Annotated in this window: 24 protein-coding genes and 1 tRNA gene; 9 read left to right on the top strand and 16 right to left on the bottom strand. The window is 66.4% G+C overall.

Features of this window, described 5'->3' with window-relative positions; genetic code table 11:
* Positions 1-29 precede the first annotated feature (29 nt).
* Positions 30-1,505 carry a glutamate-cysteine ligase family protein gene (locus G6N36_RS19380; protein ID WP_163688515.1) on the bottom strand — a complete coding sequence of 492 codons (1,476 nt, stop codon included), beginning with the start codon at positions 1,503-1,505 and terminating at the stop codon, positions 30-32.
* A gap of 9 nt (positions 1,506-1,514) precedes the next feature.
* Positions 1,515-2,276 (bottom strand): class I SAM-dependent methyltransferase, encoded by a 762-nt coding sequence (locus tag G6N36_RS19375; protein ID WP_179964821.1) that lies wholly within the window; start codon positions 2,274-2,276, stop codon positions 1,515-1,517.
* A gap of 39 nt (positions 2,277-2,315) precedes the next feature.
* Here G6N36_RS19375 and glpK point away from each other — a divergent pair, with 39 nt between their 5' ends.
* On the top strand, positions 2,316-3,833 hold the full coding sequence (gene glpK, locus G6N36_RS19370; protein ID WP_163688514.1) for a glycerol kinase GlpK: 1,518 nt from the start codon (positions 2,316-2,318) through the stop codon (positions 3,831-3,833).
* Between the two features lie 54 nt (positions 3,834-3,887).
* Here the strand turns inward: glpK and G6N36_RS19365 are convergent, their stop codons facing one another.
* The 4 genes from G6N36_RS19365 to G6N36_RS19350 form a co-directional block, all read right to left on the bottom strand.
* On the bottom strand, positions 3,888-4,760 hold the full coding sequence (locus tag G6N36_RS19365; protein ID WP_163688513.1) for an oxidoreductase: 873 nt from the start codon (positions 4,758-4,760) through the stop codon (positions 3,888-3,890).
* 70 nt (positions 4,761-4,830) lie between these two features.
* On the bottom strand, positions 4,831-5,541 hold the full coding sequence (locus tag G6N36_RS19360; RefSeq protein ID WP_163688512.1) for a PadR family transcriptional regulator: 711 nt from the start codon (positions 5,539-5,541) through the stop codon (positions 4,831-4,833).
* 92 nt (positions 5,542-5,633) lie between these two features.
* Positions 5,634-5,852 carry an Rv2628 protein family gene (locus G6N36_RS19355; protein WP_163688511.1) on the bottom strand — a complete coding sequence of 73 codons (219 nt, stop codon included), beginning with the start codon at positions 5,850-5,852 and terminating at the stop codon, positions 5,634-5,636.
* A gap of 73 nt (positions 5,853-5,925) precedes the next feature.
* Positions 5,926-6,561: a TetR/AcrR family transcriptional regulator gene (locus tag G6N36_RS19350; protein WP_163688510.1), complete on the bottom strand. Its 636-nt coding sequence runs from the start codon at positions 6,559-6,561 to the stop codon at positions 5,926-5,928.
* An 85-nt stretch (positions 6,562-6,646) separates the two neighbouring features.
* Between G6N36_RS19350 and G6N36_RS19345 the strand changes: the two genes are divergently transcribed.
* Positions 6,647-7,306: a DUF998 domain-containing protein gene (locus tag G6N36_RS19345; protein WP_163688509.1), complete on the top strand. Its 660-nt coding sequence runs from the start codon at positions 6,647-6,649 to the stop codon at positions 7,304-7,306.
* A 124-nt stretch (positions 7,307-7,430) separates the two neighbouring features.
* On the opposite strand, the gene G6N36_RS19340 is transcribed toward G6N36_RS19345, so the two are convergent.
* On the bottom strand, positions 7,431-8,318 hold the full coding sequence (locus tag G6N36_RS19340) for an RDD family protein (protein ID WP_163688508.1): 888 nt from the start codon (positions 8,316-8,318) through the stop codon (positions 7,431-7,433).
* Between the two features lie 27 nt (positions 8,319-8,345).
* Here G6N36_RS19340 and G6N36_RS19335 point away from each other — a divergent pair, with 27 nt between their 5' ends.
* Entirely contained in the window at positions 8,346-9,338 is a 993-nt protein-coding gene (locus G6N36_RS19335) for a stage II sporulation protein M (RefSeq protein WP_163688507.1), read from the top strand.
* On the opposite strand, the gene G6N36_RS19330 is transcribed toward G6N36_RS19335, so the two are convergent.
* The 5 genes from G6N36_RS19330 to G6N36_RS19310 are packed head-to-tail and all read right to left on the bottom strand — an operon-like array spanning position 9,335 to position 14,585.
* Positions 9,335-10,657 carry a DUF58 domain-containing protein gene (locus G6N36_RS19330; protein ID WP_163688506.1) on the bottom strand — a complete coding sequence of 441 codons (1,323 nt, stop codon included), beginning with the start codon at positions 10,655-10,657 and terminating at the stop codon, positions 9,335-9,337. The two genes, G6N36_RS19335 and G6N36_RS19330, sit on opposite strands and share 4 nt — an antisense overlap.
* Positions 10,657-11,643, bottom strand: coding sequence for an AAA family ATPase (locus G6N36_RS19325; protein ID WP_163690765.1), 987 nt, complete (start codon positions 11,641-11,643; stop codon positions 10,657-10,659). The genes G6N36_RS19330 and G6N36_RS19325 overlap by 1 nt, the downstream gene beginning before the upstream one ends.
* Positions 11,637-12,776, bottom strand: coding sequence for a DUF4350 domain-containing protein (locus tag G6N36_RS19320; protein ID WP_163688505.1), 1,140 nt, complete (start codon positions 12,774-12,776; stop codon positions 11,637-11,639). Before G6N36_RS19320 ends, G6N36_RS19325 begins: the two co-directional genes overlap by 7 nt.
* Entirely contained in the window at positions 12,773-13,426 is a 654-nt protein-coding gene (locus G6N36_RS19315) for a DUF4129 domain-containing protein (protein WP_163688504.1), read from the bottom strand. Before G6N36_RS19315 ends, G6N36_RS19320 begins: the two co-directional genes overlap by 4 nt.
* 1 nt (position 13,427) lies before the next feature.
* The gene (locus G6N36_RS19310; RefSeq protein WP_179964819.1) at positions 13,428-14,585 is read right to left on the bottom strand and encodes a DUF7847 domain-containing protein; all 1,158 of its coding nucleotides are present in this window, start codon (positions 14,583-14,585) and stop codon (positions 13,428-13,430) included.
* A gap of 60 nt (positions 14,586-14,645) precedes the next feature.
* On the opposite strand from G6N36_RS19310, the gene G6N36_RS19305 reads away from it, so the two are divergent.
* The 3 genes from G6N36_RS19305 to G6N36_RS29430 are packed head-to-tail and all read left to right on the top strand — an operon-like array spanning position 14,646 to position 16,301.
* Entirely contained in the window at positions 14,646-15,110 is a 465-nt protein-coding gene (locus G6N36_RS19305; protein WP_163688502.1) for a GatB/YqeY domain-containing protein, read from the top strand.
* Between the two features lie 36 nt (positions 15,111-15,146).
* The gene (locus G6N36_RS19300) at positions 15,147-16,133 is read left to right on the top strand and encodes an LLM class F420-dependent oxidoreductase (protein WP_163688501.1); all 987 of its coding nucleotides are present in this window, start codon (positions 15,147-15,149) and stop codon (positions 16,131-16,133) included.
* A gap of 9 nt (positions 16,134-16,142) precedes the next feature.
* Positions 16,143-16,301 (top strand): hypothetical protein, encoded by a 159-nt coding sequence (locus G6N36_RS29430; RefSeq protein ID WP_170311130.1) that lies wholly within the window; start codon positions 16,143-16,145, stop codon positions 16,299-16,301.
* 3 nt (positions 16,302-16,304) lie between these two features.
* Here the strand turns inward: G6N36_RS29430 and G6N36_RS19295 are convergent, their stop codons facing one another.
* Positions 16,305-16,976, bottom strand: a complete 672-nt coding sequence (locus G6N36_RS19295; protein ID WP_163688500.1) for a phosphodiesterase — start codon at positions 16,974-16,976, stop codon at positions 16,305-16,307.
* A gap of 126 nt (positions 16,977-17,102) precedes the next feature.
* On the opposite strand from G6N36_RS19295, the gene G6N36_RS19290 reads away from it, so the two are divergent.
* Positions 17,103-17,798: a HemK2/MTQ2 family protein methyltransferase gene (locus G6N36_RS19290; RefSeq protein WP_163688499.1), complete on the top strand. Its 696-nt coding sequence runs from the start codon at positions 17,103-17,105 to the stop codon at positions 17,796-17,798.
* The gene (locus tag G6N36_RS19285) at positions 17,795-18,010 is read left to right on the top strand and encodes a CDGSH iron-sulfur domain-containing protein (RefSeq protein ID WP_179964818.1); all 216 of its coding nucleotides are present in this window, start codon (positions 17,795-17,797) and stop codon (positions 18,008-18,010) included. The genes G6N36_RS19290 and G6N36_RS19285 overlap by 4 nt, the downstream gene beginning before the upstream one ends.
* On the opposite strand, the gene G6N36_RS19280 is transcribed toward G6N36_RS19285, so the two are convergent.
* The gene (locus G6N36_RS19280) at positions 17,990-19,009 is read right to left on the bottom strand and encodes an iron-containing redox enzyme family protein (protein ID WP_179964817.1); all 1,020 of its coding nucleotides are present in this window, start codon (positions 19,007-19,009) and stop codon (positions 17,990-17,992) included. The two genes, G6N36_RS19285 and G6N36_RS19280, sit on opposite strands and share 21 nt — an antisense overlap.
* 124 nt (positions 19,010-19,133) lie before the next feature.
* Between G6N36_RS19280 and G6N36_RS19275 the strand changes: the two genes are divergently transcribed.
* The gene (locus G6N36_RS19275) at positions 19,134-19,520 is read left to right on the top strand and encodes a nitroreductase family deazaflavin-dependent oxidoreductase (RefSeq protein WP_163688498.1); all 387 of its coding nucleotides are present in this window, start codon (positions 19,134-19,136) and stop codon (positions 19,518-19,520) included.
* Positions 19,521-19,578: 58 nt separating this feature from the next.
* Here the strand turns inward: G6N36_RS19275 and G6N36_RS19270 are convergent.
* Both G6N36_RS19270 and cds1 read right to left on the bottom strand, forming a co-directional pair.
* Positions 19,579-19,652: transfer RNA gene (locus G6N36_RS19270), tRNA-Pro, on the bottom strand.
* 255 nt (positions 19,653-19,907) lie between these two features.
* Positions 19,908-21,011, bottom strand: coding sequence for an L-cysteine desulfhydrase Cds1 (cds1, locus tag G6N36_RS19260; protein ID WP_163688496.1), 1,104 nt, complete (start codon positions 21,009-21,011; stop codon positions 19,908-19,910).
* Positions 21,012-21,014: the final 3 nt, after the last annotated feature.

The raw sequence follows: 21,014 nt of genomic DNA, 5'->3' as shown, positions 1-21,014 counted from the left end.
TACCACCAGCGTCGCGATCGACCTCTTGTTCACGGGCCATCCCAGGTATGTACGGGCTCGTTGCTGTGCATGTGTTCGCAGTAGAGCCGCAGCATCTCGGCCAGCGCGTCCGGCCGCGACATCCCGCCCTTCTGCAGCGCATGCACCGTCGCGATCTGCCAGACGGACCCGTTGACACCGGTCTTCGCGCGGCCCTCGATCACGCTGAGGTAGCGGTTGCGGACGTCGGCGGACACCTCCCAGCGTTGCAGCCCCTCGTCGGCCATTGGCAGCAGCTGCCGCAGCACGAGCTCGTCGGGTGTCACCTCACCTAGCCCGGGCCAATACAGCCGCGCGTTCATGCCGTTTTGTGCGGATTCGACGAAATTATGTTGGGCCGCAGCGAAACTCATCTTCGTCCAGATGGGCCTGTCGTCCTCGGCCATCGTCCGGAGCACGCCGTAGTAGAACGCGGCGTTGGCCATCATGTCGACCACCGTGGGCCCGGCCGGCAGCACCCGGTTCTCCACCCGCAGGTGGGGCCTACCGTCAACGACGTCGTACACCGGCCGGTTCCACCGGTAGATCGTGCCGTTGTGCAGCCGCAGTTCGGCCAGCTTGGGGGTGCGGCCCTCGGCCAGCTCATGGGTCGGGTCCTCGTCCGACATCTCGGGCAGCAGCGACGGGAAGTAGCGGACGTTTTCCTCGAACAGGTCGAAGATCGAGGTGATCCAGCGTTCGCCGAACCACACGCGGGGCCGAACCCCCTGGGTCTTGAGCTCGTCGGGCCGGGTGTCGGTGGCCTGCGCGAACAGCTCGATACGCGTCTCGGCCCACAGCTGGTGCCCGTAGAAGAACGGCGAGTTGGCGCCCAGCGCCAGCTGCGGGCCGGCCAGCACCTGCGCCGCGTTCCAGTTGTGCGCGAAGTCGGCCGGGGAGACCTGCAGGTGCAGTTGCATGCTGGTGCACGCGGATTCCGGCGCGATCGACTCGGTTTGCAGGCTCAGCCGTTCCGGCCCGTGGATGTCGATCAGGATGTCCTCACCGCGCGCGGTGAAGATCGAGTCGTTGAGCGCCTGGTAGCGCACCGACTCGCTCATCCACCGCCCCGTGAGGTGCTCGGGCATCAGGGTCGGCAGGATGCCGACCATGACGATGTGTGCGTCATGCTCATTGGCCTTGGCTTCGGCAGCGTTGAGGCTGGCCCGCACATCGGCTTCGAGCTCGAGTGCGGCGCGGCCGGGCAGCCGGCGCGGTGGAACATTGAATTCGATGTTGTAGGCACCCAATTCGGTCTGATACGCCGGATCGGCGATCGCCTGCAGCACTTCGTGATTCGTCATGGCGGGCTGGTATGCGGAGTCGACGAGGTTGCACTCGATCTCCATGCCGGTCAGCGGCCGTTCGAACTCGAAACTGGACTCCTTGAGCATGGTTTCGAAGACGTCCAGGCACTGCTGCACCTTGCGCCGGTACTCGCGGCGGTGCGCGAGGGAGTACTCGGTGTCCTGAACTTCTTCGCCCACGATCCGAGCCTATCGGCGGGTGGCCACCACAACCTGCGGATTCATCAGCCCGCCGCGCAGTTCCACGTCGATCGTCGGATCGGCATGTTCGGCCAGCGTCCGCAGCGCCGACGGACTGTAGGTGCGCAGCGAGCTGATGAAGCCGTCGTGCAGAAAGGGAACGAACGGCGTGAACGGCAACATCGTCGCCAGCCGCAGGAGGTGCAGCGGGGCCGGCGGCCGGGGCAGATCGATGATCACCAGCTTGTCGGCGGCGCGCGTGCCCTCGGCGAAAACCCGGGAAGCAGCCGAGGGCGACAGGTGGTGGAACGACAGCGCGAACACCGCGAGGTCGAAGTTTCCGTCGGGCGCGTCGATGGCGGTGGCGTTCATTTCGCGAACCGTCGCGCGAGGGTTGTCGCCGAGGTCGCTCGCCGCCATTTTCGCGACGGACGCCGGCTCGACGTCGGTGACGGTGAGTTCGGCGGTGGGATGCCAATCCAGCAGCTTTCGCGACAGCCCGCCGTGGCCAGCGCCGAGCTCGAGGATCTTGGGATCGGCAACGTCAGCGACCTCGTCCAGCGCGATGCGCGCGAAGTTCTCGGTGTTCCCGAAGCGTTCCCCGGTCCATTCGAGGGCGCGGATCACGCTGCGTTTGACGTCCTCGTCCACGTCATCGCGGTCGAGGTACTCCTGGCGATCGGTCTCGAGCAGCCGGTCCAGGCACGACGCGTCGGGCCCGCCGCGGGGCATGCGGTCAATGTCGGCGATCGGGCTGGCCACGTAGACCATGATGGTCGATTGGAGTCGCCGTTACGAGGGGAGAATGAGTTGGCCGATTTCGTCGCCGCCATCGACCAGGGCACCACCAGTACCCGGTGCATGATCTTCGACCACGACGGCGCCGAGGTGGGCCGCCATCAACTCGAGCACGAGCAGATCCTGCCCAAGGCGGGCTGGGTCGAGCACAACCCCGTTGAGATCACCGAGCGCACCGCGGCGGTCATCCAGTCGGCGCTCAACAAAACCAAATTGTCGGCCACCGACCTGGCGGCGCTCGGTATCACCAACCAACGGGAGACCTCGCTGGTGTGGAACCGCAAAACTGGACGGCCGTACTACAACGCGATCGTGTGGCAGGACACCCGTACCGACCGCATCGCCACCGCGTTGGACCGCGACGGGCGCGGCGACGTGATCCGGCGCAAGGCGGGACTGCCGCCGGCGACCTACTTCTCCGCCGGCAAGCTGCAGTGGATCCTGGAGAATGTCGACGGGGTGCGCCGCGACGCCGAGAGCGGCGACGCGATCTTCGGAACCACGGACTCGTGGGTGCTGTGGAACCTCACCGGCGGTGCCCGCGGCGGTGTGCACGCCATCGACGTGACCAATGCCAGTCGCACGATGCTGATGAACCTCGAAACGCTTGACTGGGACGACGAACTGTTGTCGTTCTTCGACATTCCGCGTCAGATGCTGCCCGAGATCAAGCCGTCGTCGTACCCGGACTCCTACGGCAGCACCCTGGAGGGTGGGCCGGTCGGCGGCGCAGTGTCGATCACCGGCATCCTGGGTGACCAGCAGGCCGCCATGGTCGGTCAGGTCTGCCTCGACGCGGGTGAAGCCAAAAACACCTACGGCACGGGCAATTTCCTGCTGCTCAACACCGGCGAGAAGATCGTCCGCTCGGAGAACGGGTTGCTCACCACGGTGTGCTACCAGTTCGGGGGCGCGAAACCCGTCTACGCACTGGAGGGTTCGATCGCCGTCACCGGCTCTGCGGTGCAGTGGCTACGCGATCAACTCGGCATCATCAGCGGCGCATCGGAGAGTGAGTCGCTGGCCCGTCAGGTGGAGGACAACGGCGGCGTCTACTTCGTGCCCGCGTTCTCGGGACTCTTTGCGCCGTACTGGCGTTCGGATGCCCGCGGCGCGATCGTCGGCCTGTCGCGATTCAACACCAACGCACATCTGGCGCGCGCGACGCTCGAGGCGATCTGCTACCAGAGCCGCGACGTCGTCGACGCGATGGAGGCCGACTCCGGGGTGCACATGGAGGTACTCAAGGTCGACGGTGGTATCACCGCCAACGATCTGTGCATGCAGATCCAGGCCGACGTCCTCGGCGTCGAGGTGGTCAAGCCCGTCGTCGCCGAGACGACCGCGCTGGGTGCCGCCTACGCGGCCGGTCTCGCCGTCGGATTCTGGGAGAATCCCGATGACCTGCGGGCCAATTGGCAGGAAGGCAGCCGCTGGTCCCCGGCGTGGAGTGACGAGCAGCGCGCCGACGGGTACGCCGGCTGGCGCAAAGCCGTGCAGCGCACGCTCGATTGGGTCGACGTCGAGTAGTGATTTCGGTGCGCAAACGTTCGCCCAGCGACTGTCCGCGCGCCGAAACCGCAATTAGGCGGCGGCGTCGAGCTGTCGTTTGGTCTCGTCGTCGAGCGTGATGTCGCGCACGGCGGTGTTCTCCTCGAGATGCGCCACCGACGATGTGCCCGGTATCAGCAGTACGTTCGGCGCCACGGACAGCGTCCACGCAAGCGCGATCTGCGCGGGTGTGCGACCCAGTTTCTCCGCCTCACTCTTGACGGCGGGATGGCCGAGCACCGGATTGTCGGCGCTGAACGCCGACCCGAGCGGGAAGAACGGCACGAACGAGATGCCGTTCTCGATACACGCCTCGAGCACCGGCTGCGAGGTGCGATCGACGAGGTTGTAGGCGTTCTGCACGGTGACAATCTCGGTGCGGTCCAACGCGATTCGCAGATGCTCGGGACCGATGCTGGACAGGCCGATGCCTCCGATGAGCCCTTCGTCACGGGCCTTGATCATGGCCGTGAGCTGACGGTCGAACAACTCGCGATCGACAGGACCAACCGAACTCGGATCGCCGGCGTGAATGCGAAGGTTGACCGCAGCCAGGCGATCGGTCCCCAGTGTCTGCAGATTCTCCTCGATATCGGCGCGCAGTTGGTCGGGTTCCTGCGCCGCCAGCCACGCCCCGGTGCCGTCGCGCCGGGCGCCGACCTTGCTCACCAGCGCGAGATCGGCGGGGTAGGGGTGCAGCGCTTCGCGGATCAGCTGATTGGACACGTTCGGTCCGTAGAACTGCGACGTGTCGATGTGGTTGATACCCAACTCGACTACGCGTCGCAGGACCGCGATCGCCTCGTCATGGTCTCGCGGCGGACCGAAGACTCCCGGCCCGGGTAGTTGCATCGCGCCGTAGCCGACGCGCCCGACATTGAAAGAGCCCAGCGGGAAGGTGTCCATGGCGCCACGCTATACGCGAGTTGTGCACGTTTAGGAGCGGTGGGCGCTCCCAAACGTGCACAGATCGCTACTATTCGGCTTCGCCCAAGATGCCGTAGATCTCGCGGCGGGCATTGTTGACGATGTCGACAATGCGCTGCTGCTGTTCGGCCGATGCAGCGTGCGCCGACTGCGCGACCGCTCCCATCAGCTGGCCAACGGCGGCCCGCAGGCTGACAGCGCCCGGATCGGCACCTTCGGTGATCTCGTCCCACGGAGCCGTCTCGATCTTCTCTGCGGCGGCCCGGCCTTGACCAGTCAACTCGAAGAGTTTCTTGCTGCCCTCAGTCTCCGTCGCGACGAGCAGGCCCTCGTCGACCAGCAGTTGCAGCGTCGGGTACACCGACCCGGGGCTGGGCTTCCATAGCTGCTGGCTGCGTTCATTGATCTCCTGGATCATCTCGTAGCCGTGCATCGGGCGATCGGTGAGCAGCTTCAGGATTGCGGCGCGCACGTCACCGCGTCTGCCGCGGCCGCCGCCACGGGGTCCGCCGCGCCGACCGCCACGACCGGGGCCGAAGCCGAAGCCGGGACCGAAGCTGCCGGGGCCGAAGCCGCCGAAACCGGGACCGAACCCTGCGTCGCCGCGGTGTTCACGGACGTGCTCGCGGAACCCGCGACGAGCTTGCCGACGCTGTTCGTGCAGCGTACGGCGGTCTTCAGGACTGACGGCGGGGCCGAAGCCGAAGCCGAGTCCGCGACCCGCGAAGGGGCCTTGAGGGGGTGTGAATGGGGTGTTCATTGCTTGTGTCGTTTCTTTCGGACGGGAAGCACGGTCTGCGCTTCCGATACGTTGACGATATATCGGAAACTATCGCGATGCAACGTCTGAGTTCAGGGGGACATCGACACATCGACCGCCAGGTACTCACCGATGGCACGTGCCGTCGGCCAGTCACCTTCGTTCACGGCCTTTTGCAGATCGCCGGCCAACGGACTGTCAGCACCGAGTTCGGCCAGCCAGCCCGAAACCGTCGTGGCAATCGCGTCCGCCGGTACCTCGACGCTGAGCCCACCATGCAAGCGTTGAGTGATGCGATAGCGGCGCTGCATACTCGTGATTCGGAGACAACGGACCCACGGATGGCCTATAGCGCCGAGGAGCCCAGTTCGTCCACCGTGGAGCCTATCGCTGGCGAGGCAGGTAACCGGCGAGAAACAGCGCGACCCCGGCGCGGACGTGACGGTCGACATCCATGCCGGCGAGAACCTGCGGCCCGCCGCAGAAGAGCGCCTGGTCTATGCACCGACCCACGACGAGGAACGCGAAATGCTCTGCGGCAACGGCGGGTTCAGGCACCGACAGGAGACCTCGATCGTCTAGACGTTCCATGCAGTCGGCGAACGCGGCCAGCGCCCGTGAGGGGGCCTGCTCGTAGTAGAGCTGCGCCAGGGCGGGCACCCGGTTGGCTTCGCCGACCACGAGTCTGCGCAACTGCACCACCGGTTCCGTGAGCACCGCACGCAGGTACTCGCGCGCCAGCGCGGTGAGGTCGATCTCCAGATCGTCGGTCTCGGCCAGCCTCGCGATGCGGTCCAGAAACGGCGTCACTGTGCTGTCCAGTGCCTCGTTCACGATCGCCAACAGCAATTCTTGTTTGTCGCCGAAGTGCGTGTAGACCGTCTGTTTGGACACCTCGGCCGACGCGGCGATCTGGTCGACGCTGGTGCCCTGATAGCCGTGCCGCAGGAAGAGCTCGCGCCCTGCCGCCAGAATGGTCGCGCGTTTGCGCGCCGAGCGCCCCGTCACTGACCCGGTCATACCGCCTCCCCCTTCAGTACTGGACAGTCTAGTTCGGCAGTGATAGTACTAGACGGTCTAGTTTGATTAGACTGCAAGGAGCCCCATGAGCAGCACTGATTGCCCACCGTTGCCGGTGCGGATAACCAAATCGTTGCTCGGTTACGGCGTCATCGCAGGCCCCATCTACGTCGTCGTCGCGGCTGCGCAGATGTTCACCCGCGAAGGCTACGACCCCACCAGACACGCGGTGAGCCAGTTGTCCAACGGCGACCTGGGCTGGATCCAGATCGTCAACTTCCTGGTGACGGGGGCGATGACAATCGCGGCCGCCGTCGGCGTGCGACGCGCTCTCGGGCCCGGCCGGCAGTCGGGCTGGGCGGCCGGACTGCTAGGGACATACGGGCTCGGCGTCTTCTGCGCAGGCATCTTCCGGGCCGACCCGTCGGACGGCTTTCCTCCCGGTACGCCGCCCGGGATGGGCGAGGTCAGCTGGCACGGACTGACCCACTTCGCTGTCGCGGGTCTTGGTTTCGTCTGCCTGGTGGCGGCCTGCATGGTGATGGGCGCGTGGTTCGTCCGGACCAATGAGACCGGCTGGGCCTGGTATTCGCGGATCACCGGAGGTGTGTTCGCGCTGAGCTTCATTGCGTTGTCCTCCGGATCAGGAGCGCCCACAACGGTTTTGGTGTTCACCGCCGCAGTCGTCGCCGCGTGGGCATGGTTGGCCGCGGTGTCGGTCAAGCTCTACCGGACCGTCGAATAGGCGCACACGCCCGCGCATGCGGTCGGACGTCTGACGATTGACCGGGAACTTCGGCCGCACCCGGGCCGGTCGAGGCGATCACCGCCAGGCGTGGCATCACGCCGTCGCGAAACCCGAGTCGTCGCTAGCTCGGCGGCGCGAAACCGCCGGGGTCGGACGACGGTGGCGGAACCTGTCGCGGTGAAACCTGCTGCGGCGGCGCCGGATACCCGACGACGGGGGGTGGACCCGGCGGCCATTGGGGCGGAGGCCCAAGAGGCGCGGGCTGCAGCCGGGCGAGTTCGCGGCGGTGACGCTCGGCCAGCACCGCGGCCAGCACGTACTGCGGTGGTGTGCCGGGCGGTGGTGGCGGCGAGATCTGGGCGACGACGTCACTGGTGATGCGGTAGGCCATCTGGTCACGCAGCTGTGGATCCAATTGCGATACGCGGGAGAGAAACTGGCGTGCCAGTTCGGCCTGCTCGGGATGCAGCCCGGACAACTGCAACGTGGACGCCCACCACGCGAGCTGCGGCGGCATCAGCGGAGGCGGCGACATTCTTGGTGCACGTTCGCTGATGACCACGGTTCCGGCGAAGATGTCGCCGATCCGCTTGCCCTTCGACGACGCCAGGCTGCAGATCACCGCAGGCCCGCCGGTGAGCATCCAGATTTCGATCGCGCCTGCCAGCGCACGAAACAAGGCCTGCCGAAAACGTTCCGGGCTGCCATCGTCGGACACCACCCGCAGTCCCATCGCGAGCTTGCCCAACGAACGGCCACGGGTTGTCGTCTCGAATATCGTCGGGTACCCCACTATCGCCAAGACGGTGAAAATGATCAGCACCGCAGCCGAGAACGCCGGATCGAATTGGGTGAGTGTGTTGGCCCACAACACGACGCCGGTGATGTAGAGGATGAACACCACGGTGACGTCGATGATCGCCGACAGCGCGCGGACCGGTAGCTGGGCGATCTGAACATCCAGAACCACCGCGTCCCCGGTCACCACGGGTTCTTGCTGGCCGACCATGTCAGCAACGCTACTAGGATCCGTGGGGTGGATGTCGACGCGTTCGTGGTGGCGCATCGTCCGACGTGGGAGCGGCTGGAGCAGCTGACCAGGCGTCGGCGGAAGCTCACGGGCGCCGAAGTGGACGAACTGGTCGATCTTTACCAGCGGGTGTCCACCCACCTGTCGATCGTGCGCAGCGCGTCCACCGACTCGGTCCTCATCGGGCGGTTGTCGGGATTGGTGGCCCGCGCACGGTCGGTGGTGACAGGTGCGCATGCGCCGCTGTGGCGCGAGTTCGCGAGGTTCTGGACGGTGTCGTTCCCGGTGGTCGCCTATCGCTCATGGCGATGGTGGCTCGCAACGGCCGTCGCGTTCTGCTTCGTCACCGCGCTCATCGCGCTGTGGGTGTCGGGCAACCAGGAGGTACAGTCGGCCCTCAAAACACCAAGCGAGATCGAACAATTGGTGAACGAGGATTTCGCCAACTACTACAGCGAGAACCCCGCCGCATCGTTCGGCCTGCAGGTGTGGATCAACAACTCGTGGGTTGCCGCGCAGTGCATCGGGTTCGCGATCCTGCTCGGCATCCCCATCCCGTACATCCTGTTCCAGAACGCTCTCAACCTCGGAGTGATCGCCGGCTTCATGTTCGACGCCGACAAGGGCGACGTCTTCCTCGGCCTGCTGACCCCGCATGGGCTCATCGAACTGACAGCGGTGTTCCTCGCCGGGGCCGTTGGCATGCGACTCGGCTGGTCGGTCGTGTCGCCGGGCCATCGGCCGCGAACGCAGGTGCTGGCCGAGCAGGGCCGGGCGGTGGTTGCGGTCGCCGGCGGCCTGATCGTTGTCCTGCTCGTGGCCGGGCTGATCGAGTCGTTGGTGACGCCGTCGCCGCTGCCGACGTTCGTTCGTATCGCCATCGGGGTGGCAGCCGAAGTCGCTTTCCTCTGCTACGTAATCTATTTCGGCCGCCGGGGTGTCGCTGCGGGGGAGAGCGGCGACATCTCCGATGCACCGGATGTGGTGCCGACGCGCTAAAGCCTGCCGGTGGCCTTCATGGCGAGGTAGTGGTCCGCGAGTGCGGGTGCCAGTTCGTCAGGTGGTGCGTCCACGACATCGACCCCGGCCGCCCGCAGTCGCGAGGCCATCGAACGCCGGTCGTTGCGCGAACGTTCGGCCGCCGCAGCGTCGTACACCGCTGCGGCGTCCGCCCGTCCCGCGGCCATCGCGTCCACCCGCGGGTCGGCGACAGCGGCCAACAGAACCTGATGTTTGGCGGACAACTGCGGCAGCACCCCCATCAGACCCTCGTCGAGTGCGTAGGCGTTCAGATCGGTGAGCAACACGACCAGCGCCCGGCGCCGAACGCGTCGCTGTATCGCGGCCACCATCGCCCTGGCATCGGACTCGATCAGTGCGGGTTCCAGCGGCGCCATCGCGCCGACCAGTTGCGCGAGGAGTTCCGTGCGGGAGGCGTTGAACAGGCCCGCCCGGGTGACCCGGTCGTGAGCGAGGAAGTCCACGTGATCGCCTGCGCGCGCTGCGAGCGCGGCCAACAGCAGTGCGGCATCCATGGACCAGTCCAGTCGCGGCCAGCCACTCGGGTCGTCGGCGGTGGGGTCGACGCCGACACGGCCCGCCGATGTGCGTCCGGTGTCCAGCACGATCACCACCCGCCGATCACGCTCGGGTCGCCACGTCCGCACCACGACGTCGGCTCGCCGGGCGGTGGCACGCCAGTCGATTGATCTGACATCGTCACCGATGACGTACTCACGCAGCGAATCGAACTCGGTGCCCTGACCGCGGATCAGGACGGCGGTGTTCCCTTCCAGCTCGCGGAGTCTGGCCAGCCGCGAGGGCAGGTGCTTGCGGGACAGGAACGGTGGCAGGATCCGGATCTGCCAGGGCACCCGATGCGAGTGCTGCCTTCCGGCCAGCCCCAACGGCCCGATCGACCTAGCCGTCACCAAAGCTGATCTTTGGTCGCCCCTACGAACCGGCCGTAGCGTCGTGACAAGTTGAACCCGTTGTCCTGGAGCAATATTCACGTCATGCGTCCGGTGCTCGGCCCTGGCGCTGGGCGACCACGCATCGCGGACCTGTCCGCGCAAGCGTCGTGGGCCCGGGTTCTCCACTTCGAGAACCGCGTCGACGGGTTGCCCCAGTCTCGCCGTGGTGTCACCGGATCGCGCGAAGACCAGCCGGCGGGTGCTGGCGGCCAGAAGGATGTCGAGGACGATCGCTGCCGCAAGCGCACCGGCTAGAACGGCGAACGCCGTTGCCGGCCATGGTGACAACGCGACCGGAAGCACGCAGACCAGTGCCACCAAGCCGGCGCGACCGGTCAGAATCACTACCGTGGCACCGGTACGGCTGCGAGAATCCCGTCCAGCACGCCGTCGGGATGAGCGCCTTCGAGCTCGGCCTCCGGACGCAACTGGATACGATGCCGCAACGTCGGCCGCGCCATCGCCTTGACGTCATCGGGGGTGACGTAGTTGCGGCCCGACAGCCATGCCCAGGAGCGCGCCGTGCCCAGCAGGGCGGTCGCCCCGCGCGGCGACACCCCTAGCTGCAGTGACGGGGAATGCCGGGTAGCGCCGGCGATATCGACGATGTAGCCCAGCACCTCGTCGGCGACGAGCACCTGTTGCACGGCGGCGCGGCCGGCCGCCAGTTCGGTGGGCCCCGCGACGGGTCGCACGGCGGACAGGTCGCGAGGGTCGAAGCCGCGCGCATGCCGATCGAGGACGGTGATCTCCTGGTCCCGCGGCGGCAGGGGAACGTTGAGCTTCAAGAGGAACCGGTCCAGCTGTGCTTCGGGCAGCTGATAGGTGCCCTCGTACTCGATGGGGTTCTGCGTCGCCGCAACGATGAACGGGTCGGGCAACCGGCGCGGTTCACCGTCGACGCTGACCTGGCGCTCCTCCATGGCCTCCAGCAGCGCGGCCTGAGTCTTGGGCGGAGTCCTGTTGATCTCGTCGGCCAGCAGCAAATTGGTGAAAACCGGACCGGCGCGGAACTCGAATTCGGCAGTGCGGGCGTCATATACGAGTGATCCGGTGACGTCACCGGGCATCAGGTCGGGCGTGAACTGCACCCGTTTGAACTCGAGTTGCAGCGCGGCCGCCAGCGTGCGGACCAGCAGGGTCTTGGCAACGCCCGGCACGCCCTCCAGCAGCACATGACCGCGGCACAGTAGTGCGATCACCAAGCCGCTGACCACAGCCTCCTGGCCGACGACTGCCTTGGCGATCTCAGTGCGCAGTGTCAGCAGCGCATTTCGCGCCGCCTCACCTGCGGCGGCGGGATCCGGACCTGAAGGTGGCTGAGTCACGATTGTGCGACCTGCCTTTCGATGTTGTCGAGTTCACGGGCGAGCTGGACCAAGTCGTCGTCGGTCTGCGGTGGCGAGCCGAACAGCGTGTGCGCCACCGACTGTGCGTGGTGGCCGGACCGCTGCGCCACTGCCTGGACGACGGCGGGCGGCTCGGCGTTGATGGACAGGCCGAGGCGCGGCAGCATCCGTTGCAAGGTGGCGGTGCGCAGGGCCGTCGCTGCGCGGTCGCGAGCGCGACGGGACCGATACAGCCTGCCGCGGCCCTCGACCGTCTCGGATGCGCGCACGACGACCGGCATACGTTCTGCGACAAGCGGACCGAGGCGTCGGCCCCGCCACAACGCGACGAGCACGATCGCGAGGCACAGCTGGATCACGATCCATCCGACCGCGGGAGGAACGAGGTCGGAGATTTCCGCGCCCACATCGGATTCGCCTTGGCGCTTCTGCGGCGCATACCAGATCACCCGCGGGTTCGTGCCGGCAAGGTTCATCGCGAGGGCGGCGTTCCCGTCGGTCAGCAGACCACCGTTCATCATGAAATCCCCGCTGCCGACGACAGTGACGGTGCGTCCGTCCTCGGTGTAGCGGACCAGCGCACCGTCGTAGCAGCGGGTGATCGGAAAGTCTTCCACCGCTTCGTATTCGTCGCTCACGCCGAGCTGAACCGCGCCGGCTCGGGCCGCCTCGCGCAGGTCGCAACCGAGTTCGGAACCGCCGAAGGGCACCGACCCGGCAAGGGTGATGTGGGGAGCCAGCGCTTCACGGGTGCGCGAAGACGGTGCCACCAGGAGCCGGTCGCCCGGCAGGTTGCTCAGTCGCCGCAGGACGTCGTCGTGGAGATGCTGCAGTGTCTGCAACACGACGATGAGAGTGCCGGGCCGCGCGGCACTTTCGACGGCCGTGACATCCGGTGCCTCGACGACATCGACACCCTGCTCGCGCAGCAGGGTCACCAGTGCATGGGTGCCGTCGGGGGACGTGGACGCCGGATCCATCGGGCCGCCGAGCCGGGGCGCGGTCAGATAGGTGATCAGAGTGGCGACTGCGATGACGACGACAAGCGACAGCAGCATCCACCGGGAGGCACTCCAGCGCTGCCTCAGCGTGCGCCCGACAGCCGTGTTCGTCATCGCACCTCCGCCCAGCCGGTGGACGGCGTCGCGGCGGGAGCGGCACCGGAACTCGTCGCGGTGTTGAACCGCACGTGATCGTCGAGTTGGGCGACCATCCGGTATGCCGCTTCGGTGCCCGGTCGCTCCCCGTAGGTGACATCGTTGAAGGAGGTTGCAGCCATGGTCAATTCAGCGGCAAACGCCGGCAACGCCTTACCCGCGTCGCGCGCGAGCTCGGTGGCCGTCCGGCCGGGGATGGCATCCAGCACCCTGGCGTCCTCGAGCTCACGGGCCACTGCTCTCAGGCGGTGACGGATGGCCGCCGCCCAGTCGCCCGCGGCGGCACACTGCTCGGCGGTGGCGCGGTGCTCGGCAGCGCTGAGTTCGTGTTCGCCGAACAGCGCGTAGCGGCCGCCACGGTCGGTCCGCATGGTGCGCCGTGCGATCCGTATCGCGACGATGATCCCGGCGACGAGCAGGATCAGCAGAACAGATAGCGTGAACCAGCCGCCGGGCAGGCGCGATCCAGACTCGGCCAATCGGTAGAGCAGCTCGTTGATCCACTCGAGGAGACGTTCGGTCAGCCCTGGCTTAGGGTAGATCGGTTTTTGCAGTTCGCGTTGCGCGGCGTCGTGGGCGGCGTCGCCGTCGATGTCTATCGTTGGCACGTCAGGCTTGGCGGGTCAGCCACAGATGGTCAGTGGAATCCGACGGCGAGGACGGCCCGTAGGCCGCGCCGGTCCGCAATACGAGGTCGAACGCTTCGGCGCGGATCCGGCGATCGGTGTAGAGCAGCACGACGACGCCTGCCAGGAACGGGGCGGTGATGATCTGGGCGATGACGCCGCCCACCGACAGCAGGAGGAATGACAGCATCATCATCGCTGTCGACTCCGCCGCCATCAGAAGGAGCTGACCGCCCACGCTGAACGGGATCGTGACCGCGCCTGCGATGAACTGCACCGCGATCGTGGCGAGCAACCGGATACCGAACACCCGCCAGAAGTCGTTCTTCACCAACCTGAACGACCGCTCGATGGCGGCGAAGATGCCGAGGCGTTCCAGCACGATGAGCGGCGGCGCGAAGCTGAGAACCACCCAGATATAGACCAGCGCAACGATCAAGAGCAGACCCAGAGGCAGGCCGACGATGATCGCGGCGGTGACGCTGGACGCTATCCCGATCCAGAAGATCAGGCCGAAGACGATGGCGACCAGTATTCCGACGCCCAACCCTTCGATGAGCGTGAACGCGATCAGTGTCCACAGTCGACCCTTGAGCCGTTGCCACGCTTCACCAATCGTGATGCCGGCGCCGAAGACCGCACGGCCGACGACGACGGTGAGCAGCCCACTCAACAGGATCGCCGTCAACCAGGTCGCAACGGCGCCGGCGAGGCTGGACAGTGTCGAGCCCAGCAATGCGCCGGTGGACACCTCTTCACCGGTGAGCGTTTGCGTCAGCTCGCCGGTGACGGCCAGCGGTCCCACCGAGAGCACGAGTGCCATCAATTGGCTGGCGACCACGACAATGGTGGTGAATCCCAGCGTCGCCTTCGGATTGGCGCGAATGTAGGCGACCGCGCCGTTGAAGATGTCGGACAGGCTCAGCGGTCGTAGCGGGATGACGCCCGGTTTGAGGACGGGCTGCATCGGCGGCCCGTAGCCGGGTGGTGGCCCGTAGCCGGGTGGTGGCCCGTAGCCCGGAGGCGGTGGCCCGTAGCCGGGTGGCGGTGCGTAGCCCGGTGGTAGCCCGTAGCCCGGAGGCGGTGCGTAGCCCGGTGGCGGCTGTCCGGCGATCCCCGAATTGCCGGCCTCGGTGCTCATGGCAACCATCCTGTCGATCATGATGCGAATTGACAAACGTCTGCGGCGTAAGTTTGCGGCATGGCAGAACTCAAAGAGCAACTGCGTGCAGACCTCACCGCGGCGATGAAGTCGCAGGACAAACTGCGGACCGCGACGCTGCGGATGCTGCTCGCGGCGATCCAGACCGAGGAAGTGGCGGGCAAGGATGCGCGCGAGCTGTCCGACGCGGACCTACTGAAGGTGCTGTCCAAGGAATCCAAGAAGCGCGCGGAGGCCGCCGAGATCTACACCCAGAACGGCCGCGGTGAGCTGGCCGCCAACGAGCATGCCGAAGCACGCGTCATCGACGAATACCTGCCCACTCCGCTGACCGAGGCTGAAGTGGCCGATGTCGTCGACACCGCGATCGCGCAGGTCGCCGAGGAGATCGGTGAGCGGCCGGGCACGAAGCAGATGGGCCAGGTGATGAAGGCCGCTACCGCGATCGCCGCGGGTAAGGCCGACGGCGCACGACTCTCGGCCGCCGTGAAGGCCAGACTGTAGTCGTTTCGTCGTCTTTCGCGGGGGTACCCGAAGGCCATGACGCGTTTCGGCTACACCCTCATGACCGAACAGAGCGGACCTAAAGATCTTGTCCGTTATGCCGTTTCGGCAGAACGGGTCGGGTTCGACTTCGAGGTCTCCTCGGACCACTATTTTCCGTGGCTCTCATCACAGGGGCACGCGCCCTATGCGTGGTCGGTGCTGGGCGCCGTCGCGCATGTCACCGACCAGGTCGAGTTGTTCACCTACGTCACGTGCCCAACGATGCGCTACCACCCCGCGGTCGTCGCACAAAAAGCCGCCACGTTGCAGATCCTCGCCGACGGCCGGTTCACCCTCGGGCTGGGCAGCGGCGAGAACCTCAACGAGCACGTCGTCGGCAAGCGTTGGCCGACCGTGACCCGACGCCAGGAGATGCTGCGCGAGGCGATTCAAATCATCCGCGAGTTGTTCACCGGCGAGCTCGTCGATTGGAAAGGCGAGCATTTCGAGGTGGATTCCGCGCGACTCTGGGACCTTCCAGAGACACCGGTCGCCATCGCGACTGCGGTGTCCGGTGAACGGTCGGTGGAAACCTTCGCGCCGCTGTCCGACCATCTGATCGCTGTCGAACCGAACAAGGATTTCGTGGACGCTTGGCATGACGCCAGGCGCGCCACCGGGCTGCCCGGAGACGTGCGGGTCATCGGACAGATTCCGATCTGCTGGGATCCCGACCGCGACAAGGCAATTCGCCGAGCGCACGACCAATTCCGCTGGTTTGGGGGCGGTTGGGCGGTCAACGCCGACCTGCCGACCACGGCCGGTTTCGACGGCGCCACCCAGTACGTGCGGCCGGAGGACGTCGCCGAATCCATCCCGTGCGGGCCGGATCTCGACGCGATCGTCGATGCGGTGAGCGAGTACTGGGAGGCGGGTTTCACCGATGTCGCCCTCGTGCAAATCGGTGATGAGGGCCAGGATCTGTTCCTCAAGGAAGCGGCAGGATCTCTGCTGGAAAAACTCAGAAGCGCATCGGACTGAAAGGCAAATATGCCCAAGGGCAAGGGAATTTACGAGGACCACACGGTCGACGAGTCGGAGAAGAAGGGCGGACGCCCGGGGCCGACCGACGAGGGTGGCGAAGGAGGGATGGCCACCCGGGAGGAAGCGCCCGATGTCGCCGATACGCGTGGTGAGCCCACCGCCTGACAGCTACTGCGGGTCACGTCCCTGGCGGCTGCGGCGATAGGCTGCGCGCCGGAATCTGGTCAACCAGCGGGGCAGCAGTTCGACGTCGCAGTCGCTGTGCAACGCGGGATCGAAGGCGATGTCGTCACAACTCGGGTCGACGTTGCGCAGGGTGAGCCGGGCCAACGGGCTGAATTCACCCTTTGTCGGAGCCTGTTCGATGTCGAACTCGACGCCGCCCGAAGTGATCTGGGACTCGATCGTGTCGAGGGCAAGACCTCGGTCGCTGAGCTCGGTGGCCAGCCGTGCCCGTAACCACCACACGCGGTCGCGGTAGCGCAACGGCATCAGGCTGGAGAAGGTGGCACCGGACCATGAGGTGACCGGCGCCAGACCCAAACGGCTGCCGGCCGCGGTCGATGCCAGTAGCACATCCCAGGGACCGCAGGAACGCAGATCCTGCGGCGGCGGAATCCGGAACGCCAACCCCGCGATATCCGGTGCCGCTCCTGGCAGTCCGACACCCTTGGATACGCGACCGATGACGTCGCAGGACCGCATGGGTAGTCCCTCACTGCCGGGTGCCGTCCGCTCCAACATGCCTTCCGCGAGCACACCGACGGGATGGAACAGGCGGCGGCCGCGAGCGGCCGCACCGAACTTGATGGGCAACGAGGCGAGATCGGAGATTTGCACGCTTGAGGGGTGCCCGTACTGCCGGACCGCAAAACCGGGCGACCCGGTTTAACAGCCCGGATACCGGGCATTAATCCAGCGCACTGCTGCGACGGCCGCAGCGAAAACTGTTCGAAAGGCCCTTGCGTGACAACCGCTTACTTTGACTCGCCGGACACTCTATTCGCGCCGGCGGGCGTCTACGCCCCGCAGGAAGACTCGCAATTTCTCATCGACGTGATGGAGAAGTCCGACGTCGCGCAGGGTCGCCGGGTAGCCGACCTGTGCACCGGCAGCGGCGTGGTGGGGATTGCCGCAGCCGAGCAGGGGGCGTCGCAGGTCATGGCGTTCGATGTGTGCTCGCGTGCCGTTCGGTATGCGCGGGGCAATGTGTTGAGCGCGGGCGTTGATGTCGATGTCCATCTGGGATCGTGGGCGCGCGCCGCGGAGTTCGGCCCGTTCGACGTGGTGGTCTGTAATCCGCCGTATGTGCCACATGATCCCGACGTCGAGTACGCGCCGATAGCGCCGGATACCGGCCCGGCGCGCGCGTGGGATGCCGGCCCCGACGGGCGCCTCGTCCTGGATCCGCTGTGTGAAGCGGTGCCGGATCTGCTCGCCCCGGGCGGCACTTTCCTCCTGGTGCAGTCCGAGTTCGCGGTCCCGCGTCAGACGCTGGCGGCGCTGGCGGCGGCCGGACTTGACGCGGAAGTCGTTGCCTATCAGTGGATTCCGTTCGGACCCGTGCTGACGTCGCGTGCCGCGTGGCTGGAGGACACCGGCAGGCTCGAACCGGGCCGACGCGAGGAAGAACTCGTCGTGATCAGGGCCGAGAAGCCGTGACCGACAGCCGCACGGTGCGCGTCGTTCCCTCCGGCCCGGTGATGGTCGAGGGACCGGTGCGAATCGAGCTGCCCGACGGCAGCGTCGTGGAGTCCGATCGCTTCATGGTCGCGATCTGCACATGCCGTCGCAGCAAAGACTATCCGATGTGCGACACCAGCCATCGGTGCCGTCCGCGAGCCGGCAAGCGGTCAGCTCAGCGGACGTCGTAGCGACGAACGACCCGACTTCCAGCACTCCATCACGTGATCGGCCAGGCGGTTTTCGACAAGGTCGCGCGCCCTGATCCCGAACACCACGTCAGCCTCCAGATGCGGCTCGCGCGCAAGCAGGCCACCGACGACGTCGGTTCGCACCACTTGCTCGTGAACCGCGTCGGCCACCACATGTTCGGAATAGAACGTCACGCATGGTTGGGGTGCGTTCATCCGCCGGAGCGCGTCGACCAGCCGCCGTGACCCGGGCGACGAGGTGATCTCGGTGGACGCGAAGTGCCCCACCGTTGCGCCGCGCAATTCGCGGTGCAGCCCGAACAGCGACATCAGGTTGATCGATGCCAGCGCCTCGGCGGGCACATTGTTGAGATAGGCGAGGTAGGTGGCATCGAGGCCGGCGGCGTCCATCAACTCGGCGTACAGATGCTGGTGGACATTCTCTTCGCGGCCAGCGCCGTACTCATCGAATTCGACTGCGACGAAAGCCGCTTTCGCGCGGCCGGTGAGGCGTGGGATCACCCACGCGTGGGGGTCACCCTCCTTGAGGTGATAGATAGAGCGGTGCACGAAGTACTCCTGCATCTGCTCCCAGGTGCCCTCGTCACGTAGGTAATACGACGGGCCATGGCCCTCGACGGGTTCGTGCGAGATCGCATCCATCTCCGCTTCGACGGTGTCGTCGGACGTGATGTCCCCGACATCGCGCCGAACGGCCTCCAGGAACGCCTCCTCGAGGCGGCCGCGCAAGTGGAGCAGAGCGGGGTTCCACTCCCAGCGCGGATTGACCGAACGAAAGCCGCGGTAGTGCAACTCGTAGCAGACGCACAGCGCGAGTTGCAGGTCGAGTCCATACGGATCCGCCTCGTAGACGGGAACCTCGAGCGGGCGCACGGGCAGGGCCGGGCGCTGACGCGCAAGCATGTCGACGATCGCCGCCGAGACGGGCCCGGCAGCGCGGGGGAGAGCAGGTTCGACCAGAGTTGATGGCAACGTCACAGCGGTGTGATTCCCGGCTGGTCACCGGTCAAACCTCGGCAGCCTGGTCCCCTGGAGAAGACAGCGCTACTATCCGACAGTCGGGTGCCAGTTCTGTGGCCAGTCTTTCCGGTGAGGGGGTCTCATGCGGATGCCTCGCGCGGTCGCAAACTTCAATCGTCGGGTCACCAATCCCGCCGCTCGCGCGATAACTCCGTGGCTGCCCGGTCAAGGCACGCTCGAGCACGTCGGACGAAAGTCGGGTAAGCGGTACCGCACACCGCTGTTGGTTTTTCCGACCGCGGACGGGTTCGTCGTCCTCATCGGGTACGGGCCCGAAACGGACTGGGTGAAAAACGTGTTGGCCGGTGGACCGGCCGTCCTGCACAAGCGCGGCGAGGATGTTGCGCTGACAAAACCGCGGCTGATGAGCAAGGCCGAGGCGGCACCCCTCGTCATCGGGCCGGGCCGCACTTTCTATCGCCTGTTCCCCTACAACGAGGCGGCGCTGGTCCTGACCAGAAGCACCTAGCGACGGAAACGCCCCGACCGGCTGAGCCGAGTCAGGGCGTCTACCTGAAATCACAGAGTCGGGGTGGCGGGATTTGAACCCACGACCTCTTCGTCCCGAACGAAGCACGCTACCAAGCTGCGCCACACCCCGAGTGAAGCCACGACAGCGTATCGCACCCCGACGGTGTGACACCAAACGCGCCCGGCCGCATTGAGGTGCACGTCACGACACGCCGGTGGATGCATTTGGGTTGTCGGTGGCGTTATGCAAACTGACGGTGGAAAACGACTAAGTGAGGCGAGAAATGACCGGGCTGGGTGCTTCGATCTATCTGGGATTCTTCGTCCTGGCCGCCTTGTGGCTGTTCCTGACGTCTGACGGTCCCCTCATGGGCCGGTCCGAGGATCAGGCCCAGCGGCCCGAGCGTTCGAATTCGACCAGGACCTCGGCCCACGCCGAGGGGTCCAGTCCGTGGCTGGTAAGCCACTCGTCGCAGAAGTAGGTGTCCGCGTAGCGGTCGCCGCTGTCGGCGAGCAGGGTCACCACTGACCCGCTGCGTCCGTTGGCGACCATTTCCGCGAGTAGCCCGAAGGCGCCCCACAAGTTCGTGCCGGTGGACGGACCCACGCGTCGCCCCAACACGGCGCTCGCATGCCCCGCGGCAGCGACCGACGCCGCATCGGGCACGACGACCATCCGATCCACCACGTCGGGCAGAAACGACGGCTCCACCCGTGGACGGCCGATGCCCTCGATCCGCGACGACATGCCCGTCACGATGTCGCCGCGCCCCTGCGCATAGGAGGGGAAGAACGCCGAGTTCTCCGGGTCGACCACACACAAGCGCGTCGCGTAGCGGCGATACCGGATGAACCGGCCGATCGTCGCGCTGGTGCCGCCGGTGCCCGCGCCCACCACGATCCAGTCGGGCACAGGGTGAGCCTCGTCGCGCATCTGATCGAAGATCGACTCGGCGATGTTGTTGTTGCCGCGCCAGTCGGTGGCGCGTTCGGCGTTGGTGAACTGGTCGAGATAATGGCCACCGGTCTCCGCGGCCAGCCGCTCGGCCTCGGAATACACCTGCGACGACTCGGCGACGAAATGGCAACGGCCGCCTTGTGATTCGATCAAGGCGATCTTGCTGGCGCTCGTCGAGCTCGGCATCACCGCGATGAACGGCAAACCCAGCAGCGCCGCGAAATACGCCTCCGACACCGCCGTCGACCCTGACGACGCCTCGATGACGGTGGTGTTCTCGTCGATCCAGCCGTTGCACAGCGCATACAGGAACAACGACCGCGCCAGCCGGTGCTTGAGGCTGCCGGTGATGTGGGTGGTCTCGTCCTTGAGGTAGAGCGCGACATCAACCGTGTCGCACCACGCGGCCGGCAGCGGATAGCGCAGCAGGTGGGTGTCGGCGCTGCGGCGCGCGTCGGCCTCGATCAACCGAACCGCGTTGTCGACCCACGTGCGTGGCCGGCCCCGGCTGGCGCTCGCTGCCGCGCTCAAGGC

The sequence above is a fragment of the Mycolicibacterium gadium genome (genome assembly GCF_010728925.1).
GTDB lineage: Bacteria > Actinomycetota > Actinomycetes > Mycobacteriales > Mycobacteriaceae > Mycobacterium > Mycobacterium gadium.
This window is presented reverse-complemented; position numbering and strand designations above follow the sequence as displayed.

Excerpts from the sequence above, each read along its gene's own strand:
- G6N36_RS19375 (WP_179964821.1), bottom strand. The coding sequence starts at position 2,276 with ATGGTCTACGTGGCCAGCCCGATCGCCGACATTGACCGCATGCCCCGC.
- G6N36_RS19365 (WP_163688513.1), bottom strand. The coding sequence starts at position 4,760 with ATGGACACCTTCCCGCTGGGCTCTTTCAATGTCGGGCGCGTCGGCTAC.
- G6N36_RS19360 (WP_163688512.1), bottom strand. The coding sequence starts at position 5,541 with ATGAACACCCCATTCACACCCCCTCAAGGCCCCTTCGCGGGTCGCGGA.
- G6N36_RS19355 (WP_163688511.1), bottom strand. The coding sequence starts at position 5,852 with ATGCAGCGCCGCTATCGCATCACTCAACGCTTGCATGGTGGGCTCAGC.
- G6N36_RS19350 (WP_163688510.1), bottom strand. The coding sequence starts at position 6,561 with ATGACCGGGTCAGTGACGGGGCGCTCGGCGCGCAAACGCGCGACCATT.
- G6N36_RS19345 (WP_163688509.1), top strand. The coding sequence starts at position 6,647 with ATGAGCAGCACTGATTGCCCACCGTTGCCGGTGCGGATAACCAAATCG.
- G6N36_RS19340 (WP_163688508.1), bottom strand. The coding sequence starts at position 8,318 with ATGGTCGGCCAGCAAGAACCCGTGGTGACCGGGGACGCGGTGGTTCTG.
- G6N36_RS19320 (WP_163688505.1), bottom strand. The coding sequence starts at position 12,776 with ATGACGAACACGGCTGTCGGGCGCACGCTGAGGCAGCGCTGGAGTGCC.
- G6N36_RS19310 (WP_179964819.1), bottom strand. The coding sequence starts at position 14,585 with ATGAGCACCGAGGCCGGCAATTCGGGGATCGCCGGACAGCCGCCACCG.
- G6N36_RS19305 (WP_163688502.1), top strand. The coding sequence starts at position 14,646 with ATGGCAGAACTCAAAGAGCAACTGCGTGCAGACCTCACCGCGGCGATG.
- G6N36_RS19300 (WP_163688501.1), top strand. The coding sequence starts at position 15,147 with ATGACGCGTTTCGGCTACACCCTCATGACCGAACAGAGCGGACCTAAA.
- G6N36_RS29430 (WP_170311130.1), top strand. The coding sequence starts at position 16,143 with ATGCCCAAGGGCAAGGGAATTTACGAGGACCACACGGTCGACGAGTCG.
- G6N36_RS19275 (WP_163688498.1), top strand. The coding sequence starts at position 19,134 with ATGCGGATGCCTCGCGCGGTCGCAAACTTCAATCGTCGGGTCACCAAT.